We start from the raw sequence: 18,651 nt of genomic DNA on the forward strand, positions 1-18,651 counted from the left end.
TTGCATTTGGGAGCCCGGCGCAGATAACTTGCCGACCTCTATCGGGGGCCTCAATGACCGACATCTTCATCAGCCACGCAGTGGCCGACGCTGCGCTTGCCAATAAGTTCGTTGCCTTCCTGAAAGAGGCTATCGGCGTGCCCGCCAAATCGATCTTCTGCTCCAGCGTCGACGGCCAAAACATCCCATTTGGAGATGACTTCAACGATTACATGAAGAAGCAGATACAGAGCCCGAAGCTCGTCATCCTAATGATGACACCGTGTTACATGGAGAGTTGGTTCTGCCTGATGGAACTTGGCGCCACCTGGGCGAAATCGTTGAAAGCGCTCCCCATCGTAGTGCCGCCGATCAGGTTCAGCGCTGTCTCTGGTACGCTAGGGCTGAAGCAGGGGTGGAGCATCGACAACGATGCAAAGCTCGTCGATCTACGCCAAATGATTCAGGGGACTGGAACCGCACTTGAACCGCGGACTGAGCATGACTGGGACAAGAAGCGGGCGGCGTGGAAGGTCGACCTGAAGAAATTATTGAAGAACCTAGCTCCCGCAACCAACGTGTCCGCCTCCGAGCATAAGGCCCTACAAGACGAGCTCGCGGAGCTGAAACAGGAACTGGCAGGCCTCCAAGATGTGTATGACGAGGCGAGCGAAACGATCGAAGAGCTCAAGGCCGCGAAGGACCCTGTTGCAGTCAAGGCCATCATGTCCAAGAAAACCAGCGTCGATGCCGAGGCCCGGTTCAAGGAAATCCTGAAAACGATCGTCGACCTTCGACCACGAGTCAGCATTTACTTTTACCGCAATCTCATCATGGACCTCTATGGGAAGGCCGTCCCCATTGTCTGGTACGATAGCGACCAGAAATCGAATGCCGAAATGGCGATCCAATACAACATCATGGACCCCGATCCGCCGCATGCGTATTTATGGCGAGGCAAGAAGCTGAAAAAGGTGCAGGCGGCCGTTAGGGCGCTCGACGAATTCCTCGAAAGCGAGGAGGCGGCAGACTTTGTGAAGGAGCACGAGAGCTCCGGCAACACGATGGACACGGACGACCTGGAGTTCTGGGAAGACAACCTGAACTAATTTCGGCGCGACCGATATGATAAAGCCCCCGTCGCGCTAGGCGTTTTTCAGGGAGCGCATCCCCTGCCGGGCATCCTGAACTCCTCAGCGAGGGTAGACGGCACGATTCCGCTGGCGACATCCCGGCGGACGGCACCGGCATTCATATCTTACAGGGCTCTCCGAAGACCTGTGCGACCGATGGAGGGGTGCGATCTTTGCGTTGAACCCAATCAACCCTGACGCCGCACGCCACTTTTGCACCAGTGCGCGGGAGATATTCACGGAAATCCTGGAGGTTTGGCCGAAGAGGGCGAGGTCGAAGGCGCCGACCCCCAGTGTGACCGCACGCCCAAGGCAAGCCCACCCGCAAGGCGAAAATCCGCTATCTTCTCGGCAAGAAGGGGATGCTGCACGACAAGCTCGAGGTCTTCATCGAGACCGACATCACCAACATCGTCCAGCTTTTCGGCGTCTTCAACCAGGCGACCCACGGCCGTGGCGCGCTTACTCCGTTACATTTCAGCTAGCAGAGTGTTTCGCATGGGATCCCATCCTTATCGCGATCGAGTTTTCCGCCCCATGAGCAGTTTTGCAGGTACCAGTTGGCTTCATCGCAGGAACCGATCTGCTTGCACGTTCTCCGCGGCTCGCAAGAATAGCCGCTCTGCGCGACCAGCTTACGGCTGATGATGCCCAGCGGGCGACTCGACGGCGCCGCGGCGTCGGCGTGCGCAGCGCGCCATTCCCAGGGTGCCTGAAACGTCCCGGCCCACAGGCCGATCTTTGAGGCTTGGGCTTGCGCCTGCTGCCCCGCATAGGCGCCCTGGCTGTAGTTAGGCCAATCCAGCGCCTGGCCGTGCTTGACCATCCAGGCGGCCACGCCCGCGCCGTCGGCGCGCCGACAATCGCCGACAAAGCGGTGGTAGCGGTCCCACGTCACGAATGTGCATTCGAGCGGCCTCGACGCGGCCAGGAAAGTGTCCAGCGCTTCGGCCGATCGCCGGCCGCAAGGATACTCGGCGCCATTCGCATCGCGGCACAGCTGTCGGCTCTCTGGCGCGTCGATGCCGTTGAAGCGGACGCGCTGGCCGTGGATTTCGATCGTATCGCCGTCAATGACGGATGCGACACCGGTAAGCAAGGCGGGCGCCGCCCTTCGTGGGCTGGCCTTTGATGCATCGTCGCTACGTTGCGCGCCCGACGGCGCCAGGAAGGCGGCCACCGCCGCCGCTGCCGTAAGACTGAGCATTGCCGGCACGCTCGCAAGTTGGCGCCGCCACAGCTTGGCACCGGTGGGTCTCTGCCACCGATTGGATCGATATTTGCGGTATGGCCTGCTCATCCGCTACGCCGACCAGCCCGGCCATGCGCTGTCGACCATGGGCAGGCCGGCGCAATAGTAATCGTCAACGAACCGCCCGGTGGAGCGGTCGCGGCAGCGCCAGATAACGCTGTAGTTCTGGCCATAGAATTGGTCCCACGCGACGCCATAGATTTGTGGTGGCGGTGACCGGTAATATGTTCCGCCTCCATAGCCGTTGTTGGCAGCGACACCCACAGCTGCGCCGCCGACAGCCGCGACCGCTATGCCTGTCGCGACAGCATTGTCGGTTTTCACAAGCCTGGTGCACTTCTCTGCTGTTGCGCGCCTGCGCACTAGAAGGGCCGCTACCCGACTACGATACTGTTCGTCCGTGCTGCTGGCGAGAACGTGACATAGCGCAACGGTATTCATTGCCGTGAGATCGCTGTCCGACACGACAGCGCTCGTAGAGCAGCCGCTGACGCACAGGGCTGCACTTGCGATGAGTGCTCCAATTTTCATGTGAATCCCCCAAACAAATATTGGGGCGAGTCCGACCTAGAAGTCCAGAGTTTTGTTTTTCACTTTGCTACGATTCACAGCATGCTGCGGCTAGCTGGCATCCACTGCAACCAACCCTTCCGCCGGTCGTTGACTGATGCTGGGTTGATCTCAGCCACTCCAGAACTTGCCCGCTGGCTCAAAACCGGCGGGCTTTTTTTCCGCGACGCCGGAAGGCTCTATCTCGCCGTATGTTGTGGTACATCGGCACGCCGTCATCGGGCCGTGCCGTTGACCGAGGTGGTCCCTCCGCCTGGTCGGCCGGCGCAGCCTTGACCGTCCGCGCGGGCCATCCCAATCAAGCCCGCTGGCTCCGGCCCCCTTCGCGATGAACTCCTCAACGAGACGCGGTTCACGTCCCTGGCCCAGGCCCGCGCGAGGCTCAATGTATGGCGCGCCGATTACAACGGCGCGCGTCCGCACTCGCACATCGGATGGCAGACACCCAACGAATGTGCATCGACCTTCAACCCGCGACGGTCGCTCGCGCTGCGCAACGTGAAACGCTCCGCGCCAGCACCCGTCGCGTCCACCGGCCATCAGGGCAAATCCACCCCCGGAAACGAACTCACGACTGGATAAAATTGGGGGAAACGTCAGGGCGGCCATAACTTTGCAGTCTTCAGACGCGAGGCGGCCTACAACAGCGCTGCCCACCCATGCTTGTGGCCCGCGACCCACACGGCTTTTCCTTCAGATCGTACATTATGCTTCCTTCATGATTACCGATGTCTGCATGACCTTGAGGTCTTCCCGCACCATTTCCGCGGCGAGCTCGCGCACGGATGTCTCATGCACCCAGCCGAGCTTCTCCTTCGCCTTGGTGGCATCGCCCAGGAGAAGATCGACTTCCGTGGGGCGGAAGTAGCGTGGGTCTACCTGGACTAGGCATCTGCCGGTCTCGACATCATAGCCCTTTTCGTCGACTCCCTCACCACGCCATTCGAGCTCGACGCCGACATCTTCGAAAACCCATTCGACGAATTGGCGGACAGGGGTCGTCTTGCCCGTCGCCAGCACGTAATCATTCGGTTGATCCTGCTGCATCATCATCCACATACCACGCACGTACTCACGCGCATGGCCCCAATCGCGTTGAGCATCCAGATTGCCGAGATAAAGCTTGTCCTGCTTGCCGAGGTAGATAGCAGCGGCGGCGCGGGTGATCTTGCGCGTCACAAAAGTTTCGCCGCGCAGTGGGCTTTCATGATTGAAGAGAATGCCGTTGGAAGCATGGATACCATAGGCCTCGCGATAGTTGACCACGATCCAGTAGGCGTAGAGCTTGGCGGCGGCGTAAGGGCTGCGCGGATAAAAGGGCGTTGTTTCGTTCTGCGGTACGGATTGCACGAGGCCGTAGAGCTCTGAAGTCGAGGCCTGATAGAAGCGGGTCTTGTCCTTCAGACCGAGGAGGCGGATCGCCTCAAGAAGTCGCAATGTTCCGATACCGTCGGCGTTTGCTGTGTATTCCGGCGTTTCGAACGACACCTGGACATGGCTCTGAGCGGCCAAGTTGTAAATCTCGTCTGGCTGGGATTCCTGAACTACTCGGATGAGATTAGTCGCATCAGTGAGGTCACCGTAATGCAAAATTAGGCGCGGATCGGGATCGTGCGGGTCTTGGTAGATGTCTTCGATGCGACCCGTGTTGAAGGAAGAGGAACGTCGCTTAATCCCATGAACGACGTAGCCTTTTTCCAGCAGAAGACGGGTAAGATAGGCACCATCCTGTCCCGTTATGCCCGTAACCAGAGCAACTTTCCTATTCTCGCCCATTTTCTTCCTGCTCTATTATAGTTGAAGTTTCGACTCCGGCTCGCCACACCGCCAGCAAACTGCGGCCCGCCCCATACCCTATGGTAGGATTTCGACAGATGCGGCGCGGAGCTCGTCATTGACAGTGTCAGCCAGCGAGCACACCTGCTCCTGCTTGGAGGCATAGCAAAACAGAGTCTCGCCGCTAACCTGCCTAAGTCGCACATGCGGCCTGAGTGCCGAACTCAGCTCACGGGGTGAGCGACATAGATTTCAATCACGTCGCACCCGATTTGCTCATCAATCAGCGAGTGAGGACGCACGTCCGTTCTCAAGCACGCAGGTCGGTTGCATAGCCGCTCCGCTTCTTCCACGAAGTGGGTGGCCAGTAGAATCGTCTTGCCCTGCGCCAACAGGGCACGTAGCCATTCCCAGATAAAATGGCGGGCATGTGGGTCCAAGCCGACAACTCCACCTTACCGCTCTCTTGCGCTAACCAAGTAATCTTAATCATTGCCTGCTTCAGCGTCTTCTAATGGAAATTGTTTTGATCAGTGAAATCGATTGTTTGGATGAGGTGCATCCACAAAATGGATTGTTTGACAGGGCAGCGCGGCACATCGGCGGCACAAAGTCGTGGGCGCGAGGTTTCGCTCCGCGCGAAGACAAAGTTCGTGGCAGTCGGGGGCTTTGGGCGAACCGCACATTTGAGACGGCGGCGAAAAGCCGGGTAGGGCATTACGTATTGACCTCCAAGGAATTTCGGGCGCGCTAGCCCGAAAACGGTAGCTGGGCTTCAACGATTGGGGGACGAGGCGACCATCAAACTGTGTTTCATACTGTAGGCGATCGCAGTGCGGCGAATTGAACGGCCGCCTTTGCCAGCCCTCGCCATCGCATCCGGCTACAGGTGCCGAAGATCTTCTCGATCCGAGTACAAATCCTGTGGATCGGTTGGTTCCAGGCATCGAGCTTTCGGCCTCGTCGCGCCCCCACAGCGGTTGCGACGATGCGCGGCCTTCCACCCTTGGCGCGCACCGCGTCGCCGAGATGATTGCCTCGGTAGGCGCTGTCGGCAAACACTTCGCCGGGATTGTCGGGCAGAGCATCAGGAACGGCGTTGCCGTCCTCGGTGTGGGCGCCGTGACGGCGATCTCCTCGACAAGGGCCGTATCGGCGTAGGCACCGAAATGGGCTTTGAAGCAATGAAACGCTGGTCGGCGCTTGTACTTGACCCAATGGCCCTCTTCATCATCTTCGCTGGCCGAGGCGATGATCGCCGCATCGACAGGCGTGCCGATCTTCACCTGGATCGCTGAACTGGCGGGTGATCTCGGCGAACAACAGGGTCATGAACCTCAAGGGCCTGTCGAAAACGGACGAGAGCGGGTTCGCACAGGTGTCGGCTCCGACACCGAGAACCCGCAGGACCGTCGGAACGATCCTCCACATGGCTGCAGACGCAAAATTCCTCTCTCGGCCGTCGTCGCACAGCATCGCGTGCCAGTCGCTCAGTCCGGCCGGATCGAAAGCTATCCGGTCGACACGAGTTGCGCCATGTTGGCGCACTTGAAAGCGTCAGAGGGCGCCGTGTCGCATCTTTCGATGGGACCGGACGCCATGATGGCCATAAATGACGTGGATGGCCTGCGCCTGACATTCGACGGCTGGCGGGTCCTGCACATCCGTCCTTCAGGAAACGCCCGCAAATGACATGTTACGTTGAGGCAGTTAAGAATTGGACTTGAAAAAGGGACTTTGTGGACTGCCTCGAACGGCTGTTTCGCTTAGCAAAGCGCGGCCTCGCGTCAGCAGAGGCCCATCGTCAAGGAATGCCTTAGTATCCAACACATGGATGGGCCACATCCACGCAATCAATTTTACAGATGTCGCCCGGCGCATTAGAGAACGCTGAATTTAACCGGAAGCGGGAGTACCCGGCGTCAAGATTTGCGAGCGTCACAGAGATAAGGATAGGCAGTGCAGAGGGAGCTCTTCTGCCCCACGCGCAGCCTCTACCAAATCGCCCGGCGTAACGGTCGACTAGTACCGATTAAGAGATCCCAAGCCAGATGCAACCTCGTCTCTGAAACGAAATTTCCGAAAATGCAGGTCAGTGGATTGGTAAAGCGCAGGTTCGTCGTCTCTCAGAGGCGTACGGGGTTCGGTGATTGTCTATGGTCGCTGGCGGCCGCTTGGCGCTACGCTCAGCGGTCAGGACGAACGCTAGCCGTCGACTGGCGCGGGTCCTGCTATCTCGACCAACCCTTCACAAATGCCTTTCCGGTGTTCTTCGAACCGATCAATGACATCGCTGGCGTACCGGCTATTTGCGACGACCGGATCAACGACTTTTCCTTCCCGGGTCCATTCTTCCCGGAGTGGTGGAATAGGCCAGCGATCGACTGCCTTTACCGCCCAGATGAGCAGATTTTCCAAGAGCGCGACGAGTTGGGCGAGCTCTTTCAGGCCGAACACGATGTCGAAGCGAACACAGTAGTGTGTGACGCTTGCTTGATGTGGCGCTGCGATGAGGATGCCGAGCGGCAGGTCTTCCAGAGTGTCAAGCCTCGGTCTGAAATTCAAACACGCATAGATGCCATTTACCAAGAATGTTTTGAGGGGCACAGCATCATCGGGGTTCATGTTCGACATGGTAACGGTGAAGACATCATGGACCATGCGCCCTACTGGGCCGATCCGGAGTTCGCCGTTCGACAAGTGTGCACTGCGGTTGATAAGGCTAAAGCGTTACCGCACCCCAAGCCTGTGCGGCTGTTCTTGTGCACGGACAGCGCGCAAATCCTGGATCACCTGTCGGCCAGGTTTCCCGATCTTCTCACCGTCCCCAAGCATTTCCGATCCGATCAAGACGGCCCCTTACACACTGCAGCACTTGGGATGGACGGCGCAATTTCCGCCCTCGTTGAGATGTATCTTCTCGGGCGCTGCGATACTGTAATTCGGTTTCCTCCGACGAGCGCCTTTACACGATATGCACGCCTTTTCGTACCACGCGTAATTGAGTTCGATCTGAAGGAGCCAAGTCGTTTGATTTTGATAGAAGACAGCCAAAGAATCTCTGGTCTCAGTTAAGACCCGTCACCTGCACAATTCGGCGGATGCAACCAACAGGCATAGTTGAATGTCCATTTCTCATCGAGGCCATGGAAGCGTCGTACGATACCGATAGCGTCGTCATCTGAGGCCGTTCGGCAACGCGCCAGAACTTCGCTGTTACTCGGAGGCCGCAGACCAAGCCAGAGCGACGGCGATCGTGACGCTAACGCTCGAAAGGGCGCGGGCAATCACTCCAGAGACGAAATCGAGGTTGTTATATGAAAGTGGTTCCCGTCATCATCAGCGGCGGAGCCGGATCGCGGCTATGGCCCGCCTCAAGGCAATCGCACCCTAAACCTTTCCTCAAAGTGGCAGACGGGCATTCACTGATGCAGCACACTGTGTTGCGCGCCGGTTCGATAAAGGGCGTAGTGGAACTCGTCGCCGTGACATCTGGGGAACACCTCTTCCTTACCAAGGACGACTTCGACGAACTAGAGTCCGTGGTTCTGCCACGCACGTTTCTGCTCGAGCCTGAAGGCCGGGATACGGCCGCCGCCGTGGCGGCAGCCGCGATCCATGCCCGGGCAACGCAAGGCGCTGACGCAATTCTATGCGTCTTCCCGGCCGATCACATGGTTGGAAACCTGCCTGTATTTTTAGACGTCATGGGCCGGGCAATCGAACATGCGAAGCTCGGGCGGATCGCCACATTGGGCATCACCCCAACCAGACCGGACACGGCATTCGGCTATATCGAAGCGGATGGTGAGAAAGTCGTCCGTTTCGTTGAAAAACCGGATCTAGACACAGCCAAAGCCTATGTCGCGTCCAAGCGCTTCTTCTGGAATGCCGGCATTTTCTGCTTTAGCGCACAAACCATGCTCGACGAGATGGCATCGCATTGCCCCGCGGTGATCCAGGCCGTCTCCGACAGCTACGAGAACGGCCGGTTCAGTCAAGGCGAAGGCTTTGCCAAAATCGAACTCGCGCCTGAGCATTTCGGCTCCGCGCCGCGAATCTCGCTCGACCACGCTGTCATGGAGAAGACGAATAAACTTGCCGTGGTTCCCTGCGACATGGGTTGGAACGACATTGGATCCTGGAACGCAATGGCCGATTTGATCGCCCCCGACGAAAGCGGGAACAGGATCCGCGGCGATGTTCACATGGTCGACACGACCGGCAGCTACGTGAGCTCCGACAAGCGCGTCATCGGAACGGTCGGCGTCAGCGATCTGGTGATCGTGGATTCCCCGGATGCTTTGCTCGTCGCATCCCGCGACCGCGTTCAGGACGTCAAGAAGCTGTTCGAGGGCCTCAAGGCTTCCGGAAATGAAGCTCACCTGGTCCATAGCACGGTACACCGGCCGTGGGGTACCTACACGGTTCTTGAGGAAGGCGAGCGCTTCAAGATCAAACGCATCGAGGTGAAGCCCGGTCGGCGGCTGAGCCTGCAGATGCACTATCATCGTTCGGAGCACTGGGTCGTGGTCAGCGGCTCCGCGAAAATCGTCAATGGCGAGCAGGAGTTGTTCCTGGCGACAAACGAATCAGCCTACATCCCCTGCGGCCATAAGCATCGGCTGGAGAACCCAGGCAGAATTGACCTGGTGATCATTGAAGTGCAGAGCGGCGATTATCTCGGCGAGGATGATATCGTTCGCTTCGACGACGTATATGGTCGAACGTAGATTTCACCCGCGCATGACGAGAACGGTCAACGTGTCGCTGGCTAATTACCATTAGGAAGGCCGTCTGCCCACTCAGGACCGGATGCTTGTGGAATCGGGAATAAGCCTTTGATTTCTGACTTTCCAAGCACCTTCCGCGCCCACCAAAATCTTTAATGTCAATGGCTTATCGCCGATTTCGCTCTGAAGTGGGCCAAATCGGCCTCGCTATCCCCGCAGCACTCAGTTGATTATTCTCGCATGAAAACGAGCAAGGACAGGGGGGAGGGCGATCTTGTGCTGGCTTCTATGTCTAATCTTGCTCCTGTTCATCGTCAGGTTGTGTGCAGCCACACACGTGGCTATCGCGAGACTGGAAGGCCTCCGATCGATAGGTGCGGCGAACGGCGGCAACGACGCGCGAATAGGATGGCTGAGCGTATGATCGAGAATACCGCAGCTGCGGTCTAGCGTGAAATGCAGCGTCTGTGACTCATCGGTCATTGCAGCGCGATGAACCGGAAATCATGACCCTAAGCCGCCCTTCACCAGCCCTTTTCGCTGCCCGATAGCCGACGTTCACCGCAACCAGCGTTCCTGACCCTGGGCAGACATTCGCAGCCTGATTTTGCTCCCGGATAGCGGACGTTCGCCGGAACCGGTATTCATGACCCAGAGCAGCCGTTGGTCTTGGCTTAAACTGGGTCTGCAATCGGCGGTTTGCAGAGGTCCGGCTGTTCAACGAAGCGGGCAGTTAGATCCCCGAACGTCGGACGGCTGCTCTCTTCCGGCGCGAAGAGCTCCCCGAGCTTGGTCTCGTCGAGCATCTGCTCGGCGATTCCGATACCGAGCTGCCGGTAAGCCTCGAACTGTTCGGGCGAGAAGAACTGGTCCGCAGTGGACTGGTACGGAAAGTCCGGATTTGCCCCCTTGTAGCCACGCACCGAGATCGGCAGGGATTTGATCATCGCTGATTTCAGATAGATCAGCAGCCCTGTTTGCGGCCACCCCGCGTCGGTGCCGACCTGATCCGACGCGGCATAGCGAATCGAGGCGAGGAAGTAACCCCGGTTCGCGAACTCGGCCGCGCGAGGATATTCGTTGTCGACCGACCGGGCGACCACCTGGGCAGGTGTTGCCCTCGGGTCGAGCTCAATGGTGGCGCCGAAATCCTCGCGAATGAGCGTCATCGCCGATGTGAAGGCGGCGTAGGAGGCCCCAGGTTCCTCGCCGCCATCAACAATTACGACCAGGCCGCAGCGCCGACGAACGAGCTCGTAGAGTCCAAGATTCTCGAAGTGACCGCCATCAGACAGCTCGACGAAGTTGGGATGGTGCGAGCGCATCCCGAGCAACTCGGCGCCAATCTCGCTGGCAGCCGGGATGAAGTGATTGCCGAACGGGTTCAGGAAGCGTCGGGCGACGTGCGCAACACCTCCCTTGTCGTGCCACCTGAAGTGGTAGCCCAGGCGGAGACCGAGCAGGGACATCGCGACGGCGACGCCATAATTCGTGGTAACGCCCTGACCCGCCAGACCGCCGCCCGGATTAACCGCGGCGCCAGAGATTGCCATCGCTGTCGGGACGGTGAGCTGATCGTCGAGCACCTCACTTGTGTGTTTCCAGCCAGTTAAGTCTGAGCCGCAGTAGCGCGGGCTCAACACGAAGTTCGCCCCGCCACGTCGCCGCTGCCGGAAGTCGGGCGACCTGCGTGCGAGGACGTTGGTATTGATCAGCGGGTAGGGGCCAAGGAGCGGGTGATCATGTGCGATTGCCGACAGCCGATAGCGGTCGGCAGTGCTGGCGGGTTGGTCATGGCCCACCTGCACAGCGCCTCCAACTCCTTGCCTCAGGTTCGGCATAAAGGCCTCCATCAGGCGGTCACGGTAAAAACGTCCCCATGCCAGGTCGTTTGTATTGACAAAAAAACCAAGTGCCAGTGCGGCGATTGCCGCCGCCAGCGGGACCCCTTGGTGCCAGGGGAGGGTCCATAAGTTAATCCTGAGGCTGCGAGAGGCATCGACCAAGTCGAGCGCGACTCGGTGCGCAAAAACCAGGGTCGCGAAGCAAAGAAGGACCGAGCCTACAACCACTACAAAGGCGGTGCCGATCCCGAAATTCTTTCTCAGGTGCGCTTGATAATAACCATAAAGCGCCGAGGCCGCGGCCCCCATATAGTTGATTAGCGATATGAGACTCTCGTCATAGTTGGTTTCGTCTGTGCCTACGCCGCCGAATAGCTTTTGCAGCAGCCATCCTGTCATCGGCACTAGGCCGACGACACCGCAGGCAAGTGCGACCACCACGAGTGCTCCCGACCAAGAATCGAGAAACCGCCGGCGCATGTATTTGTGCGAGGGGACCTGGTTGGTAAACTCGTCAGTGTCCGCAGCGACTGACTCGTGAGGAACCTCCTGATTGTTGTTGTTGGCGGGTATGATATTCCGCAGGACGAATACCGTCGCCGCGCCGCTGGCAAGCGCCAGTGCCCATAATGCGTGAGACTTACTGCCGTGGTATGCCGCTATCCCGCTCACCGTTCCTAACAAAAGTAGCAGGAACCATCGTGGGAACTTGGGACCGAGGAACGGCACCACGATCGCCAAAAGGAGGCCGACGGGGATGACCAGCAAGACGACATGGTGTCCCTTGATGGCAGAGGAGGGCTTCAGAAAGGCATCTTGCGGTAGCACTGCATAGCAGATGATCAACAGCAGAACGCTTATGACGGCCGGAAGCAAAACGTGTTTTATCCACCAGGCGCGCTGTGGCTGCCTGTGGCCCTTCACCCACCAGCTCGAGAGCGACGCGCCCGCCATCAATGCGAGGAGCACAAGCCCCAGTCCCGCGGCGAGCACCAGAAGCCAGTCAAAGAAGGCGTTGGGTTTGGCGGTGCACAAAGTATCGGGAAGAATCCAGCATTGACGACCTTCGTCCAACGGCAGCATGAGCAGCGCGAGCACGATGCCGCCGATCACTATCCAGATGAAGGTGTTCAGGATGAGCGAGCGGGCGACGACGACGAAGCCAGTCGCGAAACTGCGCACGCCGCGAGGGGCGAGGTAAGTGGCGTGATGACGAAGGTGCTCGATCTCGCCCGTTCTCTCGTCGGGATAGGGAAAGGCAGCGTCGGGATCGCTCTCCTTGTGAGCCTTCTGTGCATATCGCAGGGCCAGGGCGGCACCGATGTAGCCGCCGCCCGAGACGGTGGACAGATAATCAAAATGCTTCAGCATCTTGTGCGCGGCGAGAACCTGTAGAACCCCGAGCGACACGCAGGCAGATCGGATACCACCGCCGGAAAGGCCCAGTCCAATGAGGTAGTCGCGACGCTTTTCGGAGGCGGTTGACCCCTCGCACTTGCTATCTGTGCGCAGTTCGCGCCCGCGGAGGACGATCAGTTCTTCTTTCAGGACATCATCTTCCCCGAAGACAGTTTGATCACCGTTGTCGACCGGCATCATCATCAGAGCAGAAGGAGGATCGCCATGTTGCCAACGATAGCAGGATTCTTGCGTCGCGTCCCGAAAACGCGGAGCGAGACTTGGGACGGCCGGACGAGCACCCGCCTAGCTAACCATCGCAGCAGGCGGGCCCGGGTCTCGCTCGTCGCCGGTCGGTGTTACATCACCAGGGCGGATGCGGACGCAGAACACGAGCGGCCGCAGTTCCGCGGTCGACGGGCGCACGACGCGACATGGCGGCTATGCCGTCAGCCAGCGCATCAGGAAGCGCATCGAAGAGGCGTTCGGTTGGATCAAGGTCGTGGCCGGCCAGCACAAGACCAGGTTCCGCGGCCGCGACCGTCTCGGATCGGCCTTCACCTTCGCAGCCGCTGCCTACAATCTGGTGCGACTGCCAAAGCTCATGGCGGAGACCGGCTGATGGCCAAGGTTCCCGGCTTCGCCAGGCCTTCGCCGGCCGCTGGCGCATCATCGAGATGGATGTTTGGGATAACTACTTCCTCGATCTCGTCGAGGAAGCCCATCTGACATTCAAAGGCTCGGCGGATGGCGAGATCGCCTTCGGCGCACTCAAGAGCTTCCTCGACTCCGCTATGGCACCCGCGATGGTTCAGCCTGCGCGGAATTCTCCTGGGAGGGGCATGATGAGAACGACCCAGCCTGTGGTCGCGGCTGGGTTTGTCCTTGGCACTGCAGGTCGCCTCGTCGGCCACTTCCACTTGACCAACTTCGCTCTGAAGTGGACCAATCGCTACCCGCAGCACTCAGTTGATTGTTCTCGCATGAACACGATCCAAGGACAGGGGAGGGCGATCTTGTGCCTGTTTCTATCGTCTATTCTTGCTCCTGTTCGTCGTCAAGGTTGCGTGCAGCCACACATAGCGCGGCCACCGCGAGGCTGGAAGGCCTCCGATCGATAGGTGCGGCGAACGGCGGCAACGACGTGTGAACAGGATAGTTGAGCGTATGATCGAGAATGCCGCAGCTGCAGTCTAGCGCGAAGTGCAGCGTCTGTGACGCATCGGTTATTGCAGCGGCGATGAACCGGAAATCATAACCCTGTGTTGCCCTTGGTAGCATTCTGCCGTACGGCATCTATCAGTCGTTCGCCGACATAGACGTTGAAGTGGCTTCCTAACGAATTCTACCCGATCTACATTCTATCCCCGTGCGTATCAAACGCTGCCGCTCTGTGGCACTTCTGAACCGATGCTGGGGTCGGACCTACATTAGGTACAGAACGGCGAGGATGGATGCTCAATTGTGATACGGCATAGTTCAAGACAGAAATTTATTTAATGCTTTCCAAAATCCGCATATTGCAGGTTGGTGATGTCCATCTTCCAACCGCTGCGCTTGCGCAGCGAAATGTCGACCAGAAGGATTCTGCCTTTTCCGTCGAGTTACGAAACGTCATCTCGGCAATACCAACGAAGGTGGTTTTCAAACAGATCTACAAGCTGCTTGATGAGAGCGGCATAGACGCACTGATCTTCATGGGCGATTTCACGGACCGTGGCGCGCTCGACCACTACGAACGTTCGTCTGCCTTTCTTGCCAATTCGCTGCAGATCGGCGGCAACCGAAATCATGCCGCAGTTAAGATTGGTATCGTGCCGGGAAATCACGACATCAACCGGGATCTCGCGAAACAGCCAGGCCTGGCGACGAAATTTGCGCCGCTGAACGATCATCTTCGTAAGAACGGCTTGCCCATGCTCCCCGTTGAGCGGACCATCTCGATGGCGGTGCGCAAAGGCAATTCTGTTGCGGATATCAATCTGATGAACAGTTGCTGGGGTTGTGGCGCGGCGGAATACATACCGTCTGAGTTCAGGGAAGGGATCGGAAAGGCTATCGAGACGGCGATTGCAGCGGGAGGCGCTTCGGCGCTGCAAGCCTATTATGATCGGCAGTTTGACACGCCTGCCTTCTCCAACGAGAGCATTGGAGAAATCGTCCAACACGCCGCAACCGCCGAACCCCAAGCGCTACTTATAATCGCTGCGCACCACAATTTGCTTCCACAGAGGCTCACTCGCCTAGCTCCGTATACTGAACTGGTGAATTCGGGTGCATTTCGTGCCTCTCTACTGGAGACACGTCGTCCAATCCTGTATCTGCACGGTCACATCCACGAGGATCCGATCGAGATCCTGTCGACGCCGTCATCGCAATGTCTAATCACCATCTCTGCCCCCGCGGCAACAGATGGGTTTAACCTGATCGAGATTAACTACACCAGGAAGGGGCTGCCACTCTCGTGCCGGATTTACCCTTGGCGGTTCAATGCGTCGGGCGTCCTGCATCGAGGCAGCCCCTGTACGATCCCTCTTCTTGGGCACCGCAGACGTTCACATGATCCTAGCTTGGGGAGGATATACAGCCATCTTCTGTCGGTTGGCGAAAGCTATTGGAGTGACTTGGTCAATCACAATCCGGCGTTCTTCTCCATTGATCTCGAAGAGAGTCTGCGAGAAGCGATAGAACTTCTTCTAGCAGACGAATCTATAGCTGTCGAAAATTATGAATTCGATGCCTCGCACTGGATAGTACGGGCCAAGATATGAACGACTATGGCTTGAACCCTTTTCGCCCCACGCGTTGGGAACACCACCGTGATGGTCGTCCCTTGATATGGTTCACCTCTACTGCTGAGGAGTTGGCTGGAGACAAATCGGTGTTCGTCTATGGTGGGCGAGGAGTCGGCAAGACAACGCTGCTGAAGGCGATCTGCTGGGAAGACCTGTCGCAGAATGAGTCGCTCCGTCTGCAGCGTAAGCTGGCGGATTTCCAGCACCTGGGTATCTACGTCCGCTTTCCGGATCACGTTTCGGCGTCAATGTCTCATCACGGATGGGAAGCACAGTTTCCGAGGTCGCCAAATCCGGTACTCGAATATCATCGCTTCTTTTCACTGGCTGTGGAACTAACATGCGCCGAACGAGCACTTGATGCCTGCCATTCGCTGCGCGTCTTGGGGTCAGTAATCTATCAGCCCAGCCAAGAGCTTCGCATCGTAGAGGATTGCGCGACCGAATATCCTGAGATTGCCACCTTCTCCAACCAAGCGCCGAGGACGTTTCTTGAACTCGCTCGCGTGTTCCGCATAATTGTACGACGCATGAATGAGGCTTGCGGGCGCGGATCAGTGGCTGCGTTCGTCGAGACCTTGCCCGCACGTGAACCTTATCAGTTGCTCTCTTTCCTGATGGAGCGCCTCGCGGAATCGGTCCATCTGGTAACTCAGTTCGAACCTCGGTCGATCAGCTTCAAATTCTGTCTTGATGACTGTGAAGCATTGAGTTTTATCCAGCGGAAGAGTCTCAACACGCTGGTGAGGCTCAGCCGCGCGCCGATTTCCTGGGTAATTAGCTCTGTGGGCTCGGTTCAGGACGACAGCGACACGTTCATTGAAGCGCAGCCACTTACCGATGCAGACCGTCGAGTTTTGTCACTCGACAGTCGCGATACCATCGACTTCAAAGCACTCTGTCAGTCTGTAGTGAGCCTGCGATTGCTTTTCTCCCTTCCCAAGGATCAACGAACGCTCACCAGCCAGGAAGAGATTTCGCGCTTCTTCGATCTTGACCAACGACTGGGATCGCGAGACGTCAACGAGATGATGGGACAGTTGGTCAGTCGGTCACATCGCCCGTTGGCTGCGCAAGTGAAATCCGCAGCAGAGCATCTTCTACGAGCCGTCCGAAAGATAGATCCGCGGAGTGCGCGCAAATTCGACATCAAAGGTGGACGCCTGCCTTACTACGAGGCTTATCTTCTGCTTCATTGGCGGGGACGCGAGGAAGCCTTCAGCGCCAGCTTCGGGCCAGAGGACATCGCTCGACTCGACCAATACGGAACGATCTATTCAGACCAGGCGTTCAATGCCTGGATTCGTCGCAAACAACAAAACGCTTTGCTCCATTTTGCGGCAAGCCTGCGTGCGCGGCGTATCCCGCTAGCCGGCGCGAACGTTGTGATCGCGCTTGCCGATAGTTCGATTAGAGATTTCCTCGAGGTTATGGGCGAGATCTTTGAGAAGTACGGTGATTTCCACAAGCTCGACAGTAATGATCCAGCAAACCTCGCACGCTTCGTAACTTCACGCTCGCAGATATCCGCGCAGATTCAAAATGATGGCATTTATTCCGCGAGTGAGAAGTACTTGGACGGAATTGCAGCAAGATCAGAAATTGACTCGGACGTCGTTGGGCGCCTTGTTAACGGCCTAGGTTACTTAACCGCCTTTCTCCAAAGTAATCCCGGTGACCCTCGCGTGTTTGGAGCAGCAGAACGTGGCGTCTTCTTGATTGATTATCCCCCTGCCTCCAGTCAAACCCGAGAAGACGAATATGCGTTTGTACAAGCCGCTTTCAAACAGGCCGTTCTGGCCGGCTATTTCCGGATTGTTGAGACGCCTAGGGCCGTACGCGCAGTCCAAGCGGACAATGTTTCGAAAGCGCTCGCCTTCCGGCTCCATAGGCGATTCGCGCCTCATTTCCGTTTCTCGTATCGTGGTGCCTATGAGGCGGTCCGGCTAACTCCGAACGAGATCAGTCAGTTATGTCTGAAGCCGGAGGAACTGAGCCCCTTCGCCTGGGCGAAGATTATGGCAGGAATGGCGGGGAAGTTCGGTGACGCGCAGATTGCCCTCCCATTTAGAGAATTGCACGATGATTTCTAAGGAGGCAGCGATCGGATCGCTGACCGTTCGGCAGCAAGACCTGACTGTCGACTGGAGGCCGCCGCGCAAATATGACCTGCTGATCGCCGCGCTCAGTTGGGAGACGCGCGCAACAGCGGCATTGGCCACACTTTCGGGCGACCTGCCCCGCTTAAGCTTAATCAAGTTCAAGTCATGGAACGACGCGATCGAAGACAGGAAGTTGGCGATGCTCGCAGAAATCAGGAAGTTTGCGACGATTGCCGAGACAGTGAGCTTAGCGCCTTCAACGGACTCTCAGGAGAATTTCTCGACCTTGGAGGCTTGGATTCGCGAGAAATATGTAGCTGTCAAGCGCCCCCTGCGGATTCTGATAGACATAACGTGCATTCCGAAGAGCTATTTGCTTTTCCTGATTGGGTTAGGTTTTACGAGAGACTACTTTGCGTGCTTTGACTGCATCTATGCGGGAGGAAAATACGATCTCAACCAAGAGGCGTCCTCACTGGAAGGCTCAAAGCCAGCCATTGGTGGTCCGCGCTCACTTATATCACTCGGGGATTGGCGCTCAACTCTGATTCCGTACCTGACTGCGGGGCAGTATCTGCCGGGAACCATTGACCTGATCGTGGCGATGGGCGGCGAATTGGGATTGTCCCTGCCTTTCATTGAACGCGTTGAACCGGGAAGGCTGAAGCTCATCTTCATTGAAGAAACCGCGCCGAACGATAATCTTCCCATGCTTGCGAGCGAACGTTCGGCGCTGAATGATCTCATGTCTGCACCCAACGTAACACGAACTGACCATGGCCTTTGCGACGTTATCGGCGTCGCGCAAGAAGCCGTCGCGTTCTGTAGGTCAGGTCCCAGTGTCGGGACGACCGGCATGGCACTCGGCTCCAAACCGCACGCGATTGCACTGGCAGTCGCCGCGCTCGCTGAAACGAAGATGGGAGTGCTCACGCGCGTGCCGGTCTCGTACAAGACTGTCGATGTCGAGCCGAGCGGCCGTATGCTTTTTGTGCAGGTAGAAGATCGCTTCGATCCATGCAGCTATATCGACGTGCCTTGAACAGCTTGCAAATCAGTGGCAGCTCTA

13 protein-coding genes and 4 pseudogenes are annotated in these 18,651 nt (G+C 57.8%); 12 read left to right on the forward strand and 5 right to left on the reverse strand.

From position 1 onward, the window contains the following. Positions 1-53 precede the first annotated feature (53 nt). Both NKH04_RS22085 and NKH04_RS22095 read left to right on the forward strand, forming a co-directional pair. Complete coding sequence (locus tag NKH04_RS22085) at positions 54-1,088, forward strand: toll/interleukin-1 receptor domain-containing protein (RefSeq protein ID WP_352509250.1); 1,035 nt, start codon at positions 54-56, stop codon at positions 1,086-1,088. Positions 1,089-1,474: 386 nt separating this feature from the next. Then, entirely contained in the window at positions 1,475-1,597 is a 123-nt protein-coding gene (locus tag NKH04_RS22095) for a hypothetical protein (protein ID WP_502900516.1), read from the forward strand. Here NKH04_RS22095 and NKH04_RS22100 read toward each other — a convergent pair. Further along, positions 1,594-2,319: a thermonuclease family protein gene (locus NKH04_RS22100; RefSeq protein WP_353044956.1), complete on the reverse strand. Its 726-nt coding sequence runs from the start codon at positions 2,317-2,319 to the stop codon at positions 1,594-1,596. The genes NKH04_RS22095 and NKH04_RS22100 overlap by 4 nt on opposite strands. Before the next feature lie 96 nt (positions 2,320-2,415). Continuing rightward, positions 2,416-2,688, reverse strand: coding sequence for a hypothetical protein (locus tag NKH04_RS22105; protein ID WP_353044957.1), 273 nt, complete (start codon positions 2,686-2,688; stop codon positions 2,416-2,418). 558 nt (positions 2,689-3,246) lie between these two features. Here NKH04_RS22105 and NKH04_RS22110 point away from each other — a divergent pair. Further along, positions 3,247-3,516 (forward strand): annotated as a pseudogene (locus NKH04_RS22110) (integrase core domain-containing protein); the annotation flags it as partial. A 123-nt stretch (positions 3,517-3,639) separates the two neighbouring features. Here the strand turns inward: NKH04_RS22110 and gmd are convergent. Both gmd and NKH04_RS22120 read right to left on the reverse strand, forming a co-directional pair. Beyond that, the gene (gene gmd, locus NKH04_RS22115) at positions 3,640-4,710 is read right to left on the reverse strand and encodes a GDP-mannose 4,6-dehydratase (protein WP_353044958.1); all 1,071 of its coding nucleotides are present in this window, start codon (positions 4,708-4,710) and stop codon (positions 3,640-3,642) included. 141 nt (positions 4,711-4,851) lie between these two features. After that, positions 4,852-5,153 (reverse strand): annotated as a pseudogene (locus NKH04_RS22120) (nodulation factor ABC transporter ATP-binding protein NodI); the annotation flags it as partial. A gap of 481 nt (positions 5,154-5,634) precedes the next feature. On the opposite strand from NKH04_RS22120, the gene NKH04_RS22125 reads away from it, so the two are divergent. The 4 genes from NKH04_RS22125 to NKH04_RS22140 all read left to right on the forward strand — a co-directional run bounded on the left by NKH04_RS22125 (position 5,635) and on the right by NKH04_RS22140 (position 9,443). Next, positions 5,635-5,871 (forward strand): hypothetical protein, encoded by a 237-nt coding sequence (locus NKH04_RS22125; protein ID WP_353044959.1) that lies wholly within the window; start codon positions 5,635-5,637, stop codon positions 5,869-5,871. Between the two features lie 48 nt (positions 5,872-5,919). Next, a complete protein-coding gene (locus tag NKH04_RS22130) occupies positions 5,920-6,402 on the forward strand; it encodes a hypothetical protein (protein WP_353044960.1) in 483 nt (160 codons plus the stop codon). Positions 6,403-6,795: 393 nt separating this feature from the next. Continuing rightward, positions 6,796-7,785: a nodulation protein NodZ gene (locus NKH04_RS22135; protein ID WP_352704213.1), complete on the forward strand. Its 990-nt coding sequence runs from the start codon at positions 6,796-6,798 to the stop codon at positions 7,783-7,785. A gap of 242 nt (positions 7,786-8,027) precedes the next feature. Continuing rightward, positions 8,028-9,443: a mannose-1-phosphate guanylyltransferase/mannose-6-phosphate isomerase gene (locus NKH04_RS22140; RefSeq protein ID WP_353044961.1), complete on the forward strand. Its 1,416-nt coding sequence runs from the start codon at positions 8,028-8,030 to the stop codon at positions 9,441-9,443. A gap of 674 nt (positions 9,444-10,117) precedes the next feature. Here NKH04_RS22140 and NKH04_RS22145 read toward each other — a convergent pair. After that, complete coding sequence (locus NKH04_RS22145) at positions 10,118-12,889, reverse strand: patatin-like phospholipase family protein (protein WP_353044962.1); 2,772 nt, start codon at positions 12,887-12,889, stop codon at positions 10,118-10,120. Positions 12,890-13,070: 181 nt separating this feature from the next. Here NKH04_RS22145 and NKH04_RS22150 point away from each other — a divergent pair. The 5 genes and pseudogenes from NKH04_RS22150 to NKH04_RS22170 all read left to right on the forward strand — a co-directional run. Then, a pseudogene (locus tag NKH04_RS22150) lies at positions 13,071-13,307 on the forward strand (transposase); the annotation flags it as partial. Next, a pseudogene (locus tag NKH04_RS22155) lies at positions 13,307-13,614 on the forward strand (hypothetical protein); the annotation flags it as partial. The pseudogenes NKH04_RS22150 and NKH04_RS22155, both read left to right, overlap by 1 nt. 570 nt (positions 13,615-14,184) lie before the next feature. Further along, on the forward strand, positions 14,185-15,456 hold the full coding sequence (locus tag NKH04_RS22160) for a metallophosphoesterase family protein (RefSeq protein WP_353044963.1): 1,272 nt from the start codon (positions 14,185-14,187) through the stop codon (positions 15,454-15,456). Continuing rightward, a complete protein-coding gene (locus tag NKH04_RS22165; RefSeq protein ID WP_353044964.1) occupies positions 15,453-17,573 on the forward strand; it encodes an ORC-CDC6 family AAA ATPase in 2,121 nt (706 codons plus the stop codon). Before NKH04_RS22160 ends, NKH04_RS22165 begins: the two co-directional genes overlap by 4 nt. Then, a complete protein-coding gene (locus NKH04_RS22170; RefSeq protein ID WP_353044965.1) occupies positions 17,563-18,624 on the forward strand; it encodes a hypothetical protein in 1,062 nt (353 codons plus the stop codon). The genes NKH04_RS22165 and NKH04_RS22170 overlap by 11 nt, the downstream gene beginning before the upstream one ends. The last annotated feature ends 27 nt before the right edge of the window (positions 18,625-18,651 follow it).

This window comes from Mesorhizobium sp. M1365 (genome assembly GCF_040317865.1).
Classification (GTDB): domain Bacteria; phylum Pseudomonadota; class Alphaproteobacteria; order Rhizobiales; family Rhizobiaceae; genus Mesorhizobium.

Coding starts and splice junctions, on each gene's coding strand:
- NKH04_RS22085 (WP_352509250.1), top strand. CDS start 54: ATGACCGACATCTTCATCAGCCACGCAGTGGCCGACGCTGCGCTTGCC.
- NKH04_RS22095 (WP_502900516.1), top strand. CDS start 1,475: ATGCTGCACGACAAGCTCGAGGTCTTCATCGAGACCGACATCACCAAC.
- NKH04_RS22100 (WP_353044956.1), bottom strand. CDS start 2,319: ATGCTCAGTCTTACGGCAGCGGCGGCGGTGGCCGCCTTCCTGGCGCCG.
- gmd (WP_353044958.1), bottom strand. CDS start 4,710: ATGGGCGAGAATAGGAAAGTTGCTCTGGTTACGGGCATAACGGGACAG.
- NKH04_RS22135 (WP_352704213.1), top strand. CDS start 6,796: ATGCAGGTCAGTGGATTGGTAAAGCGCAGGTTCGTCGTCTCTCAGAGG.
- NKH04_RS22140 (WP_353044961.1), top strand. CDS start 8,028: ATGAAAGTGGTTCCCGTCATCATCAGCGGCGGAGCCGGATCGCGGCTA.
- NKH04_RS22145 (WP_353044962.1), bottom strand. CDS start 12,889: ATGATGATGCCGGTCGACAACGGTGATCAAACTGTCTTCGGGGAAGAT.
- NKH04_RS22160 (WP_353044963.1), top strand. CDS start 14,185: ATGCTTTCCAAAATCCGCATATTGCAGGTTGGTGATGTCCATCTTCCA.
- NKH04_RS22165 (WP_353044964.1), top strand. CDS start 15,453: ATGAACGACTATGGCTTGAACCCTTTTCGCCCCACGCGTTGGGAACAC.
- NKH04_RS22170 (WP_353044965.1), top strand. CDS start 17,563: ATGATTTCTAAGGAGGCAGCGATCGGATCGCTGACCGTTCGGCAGCAA.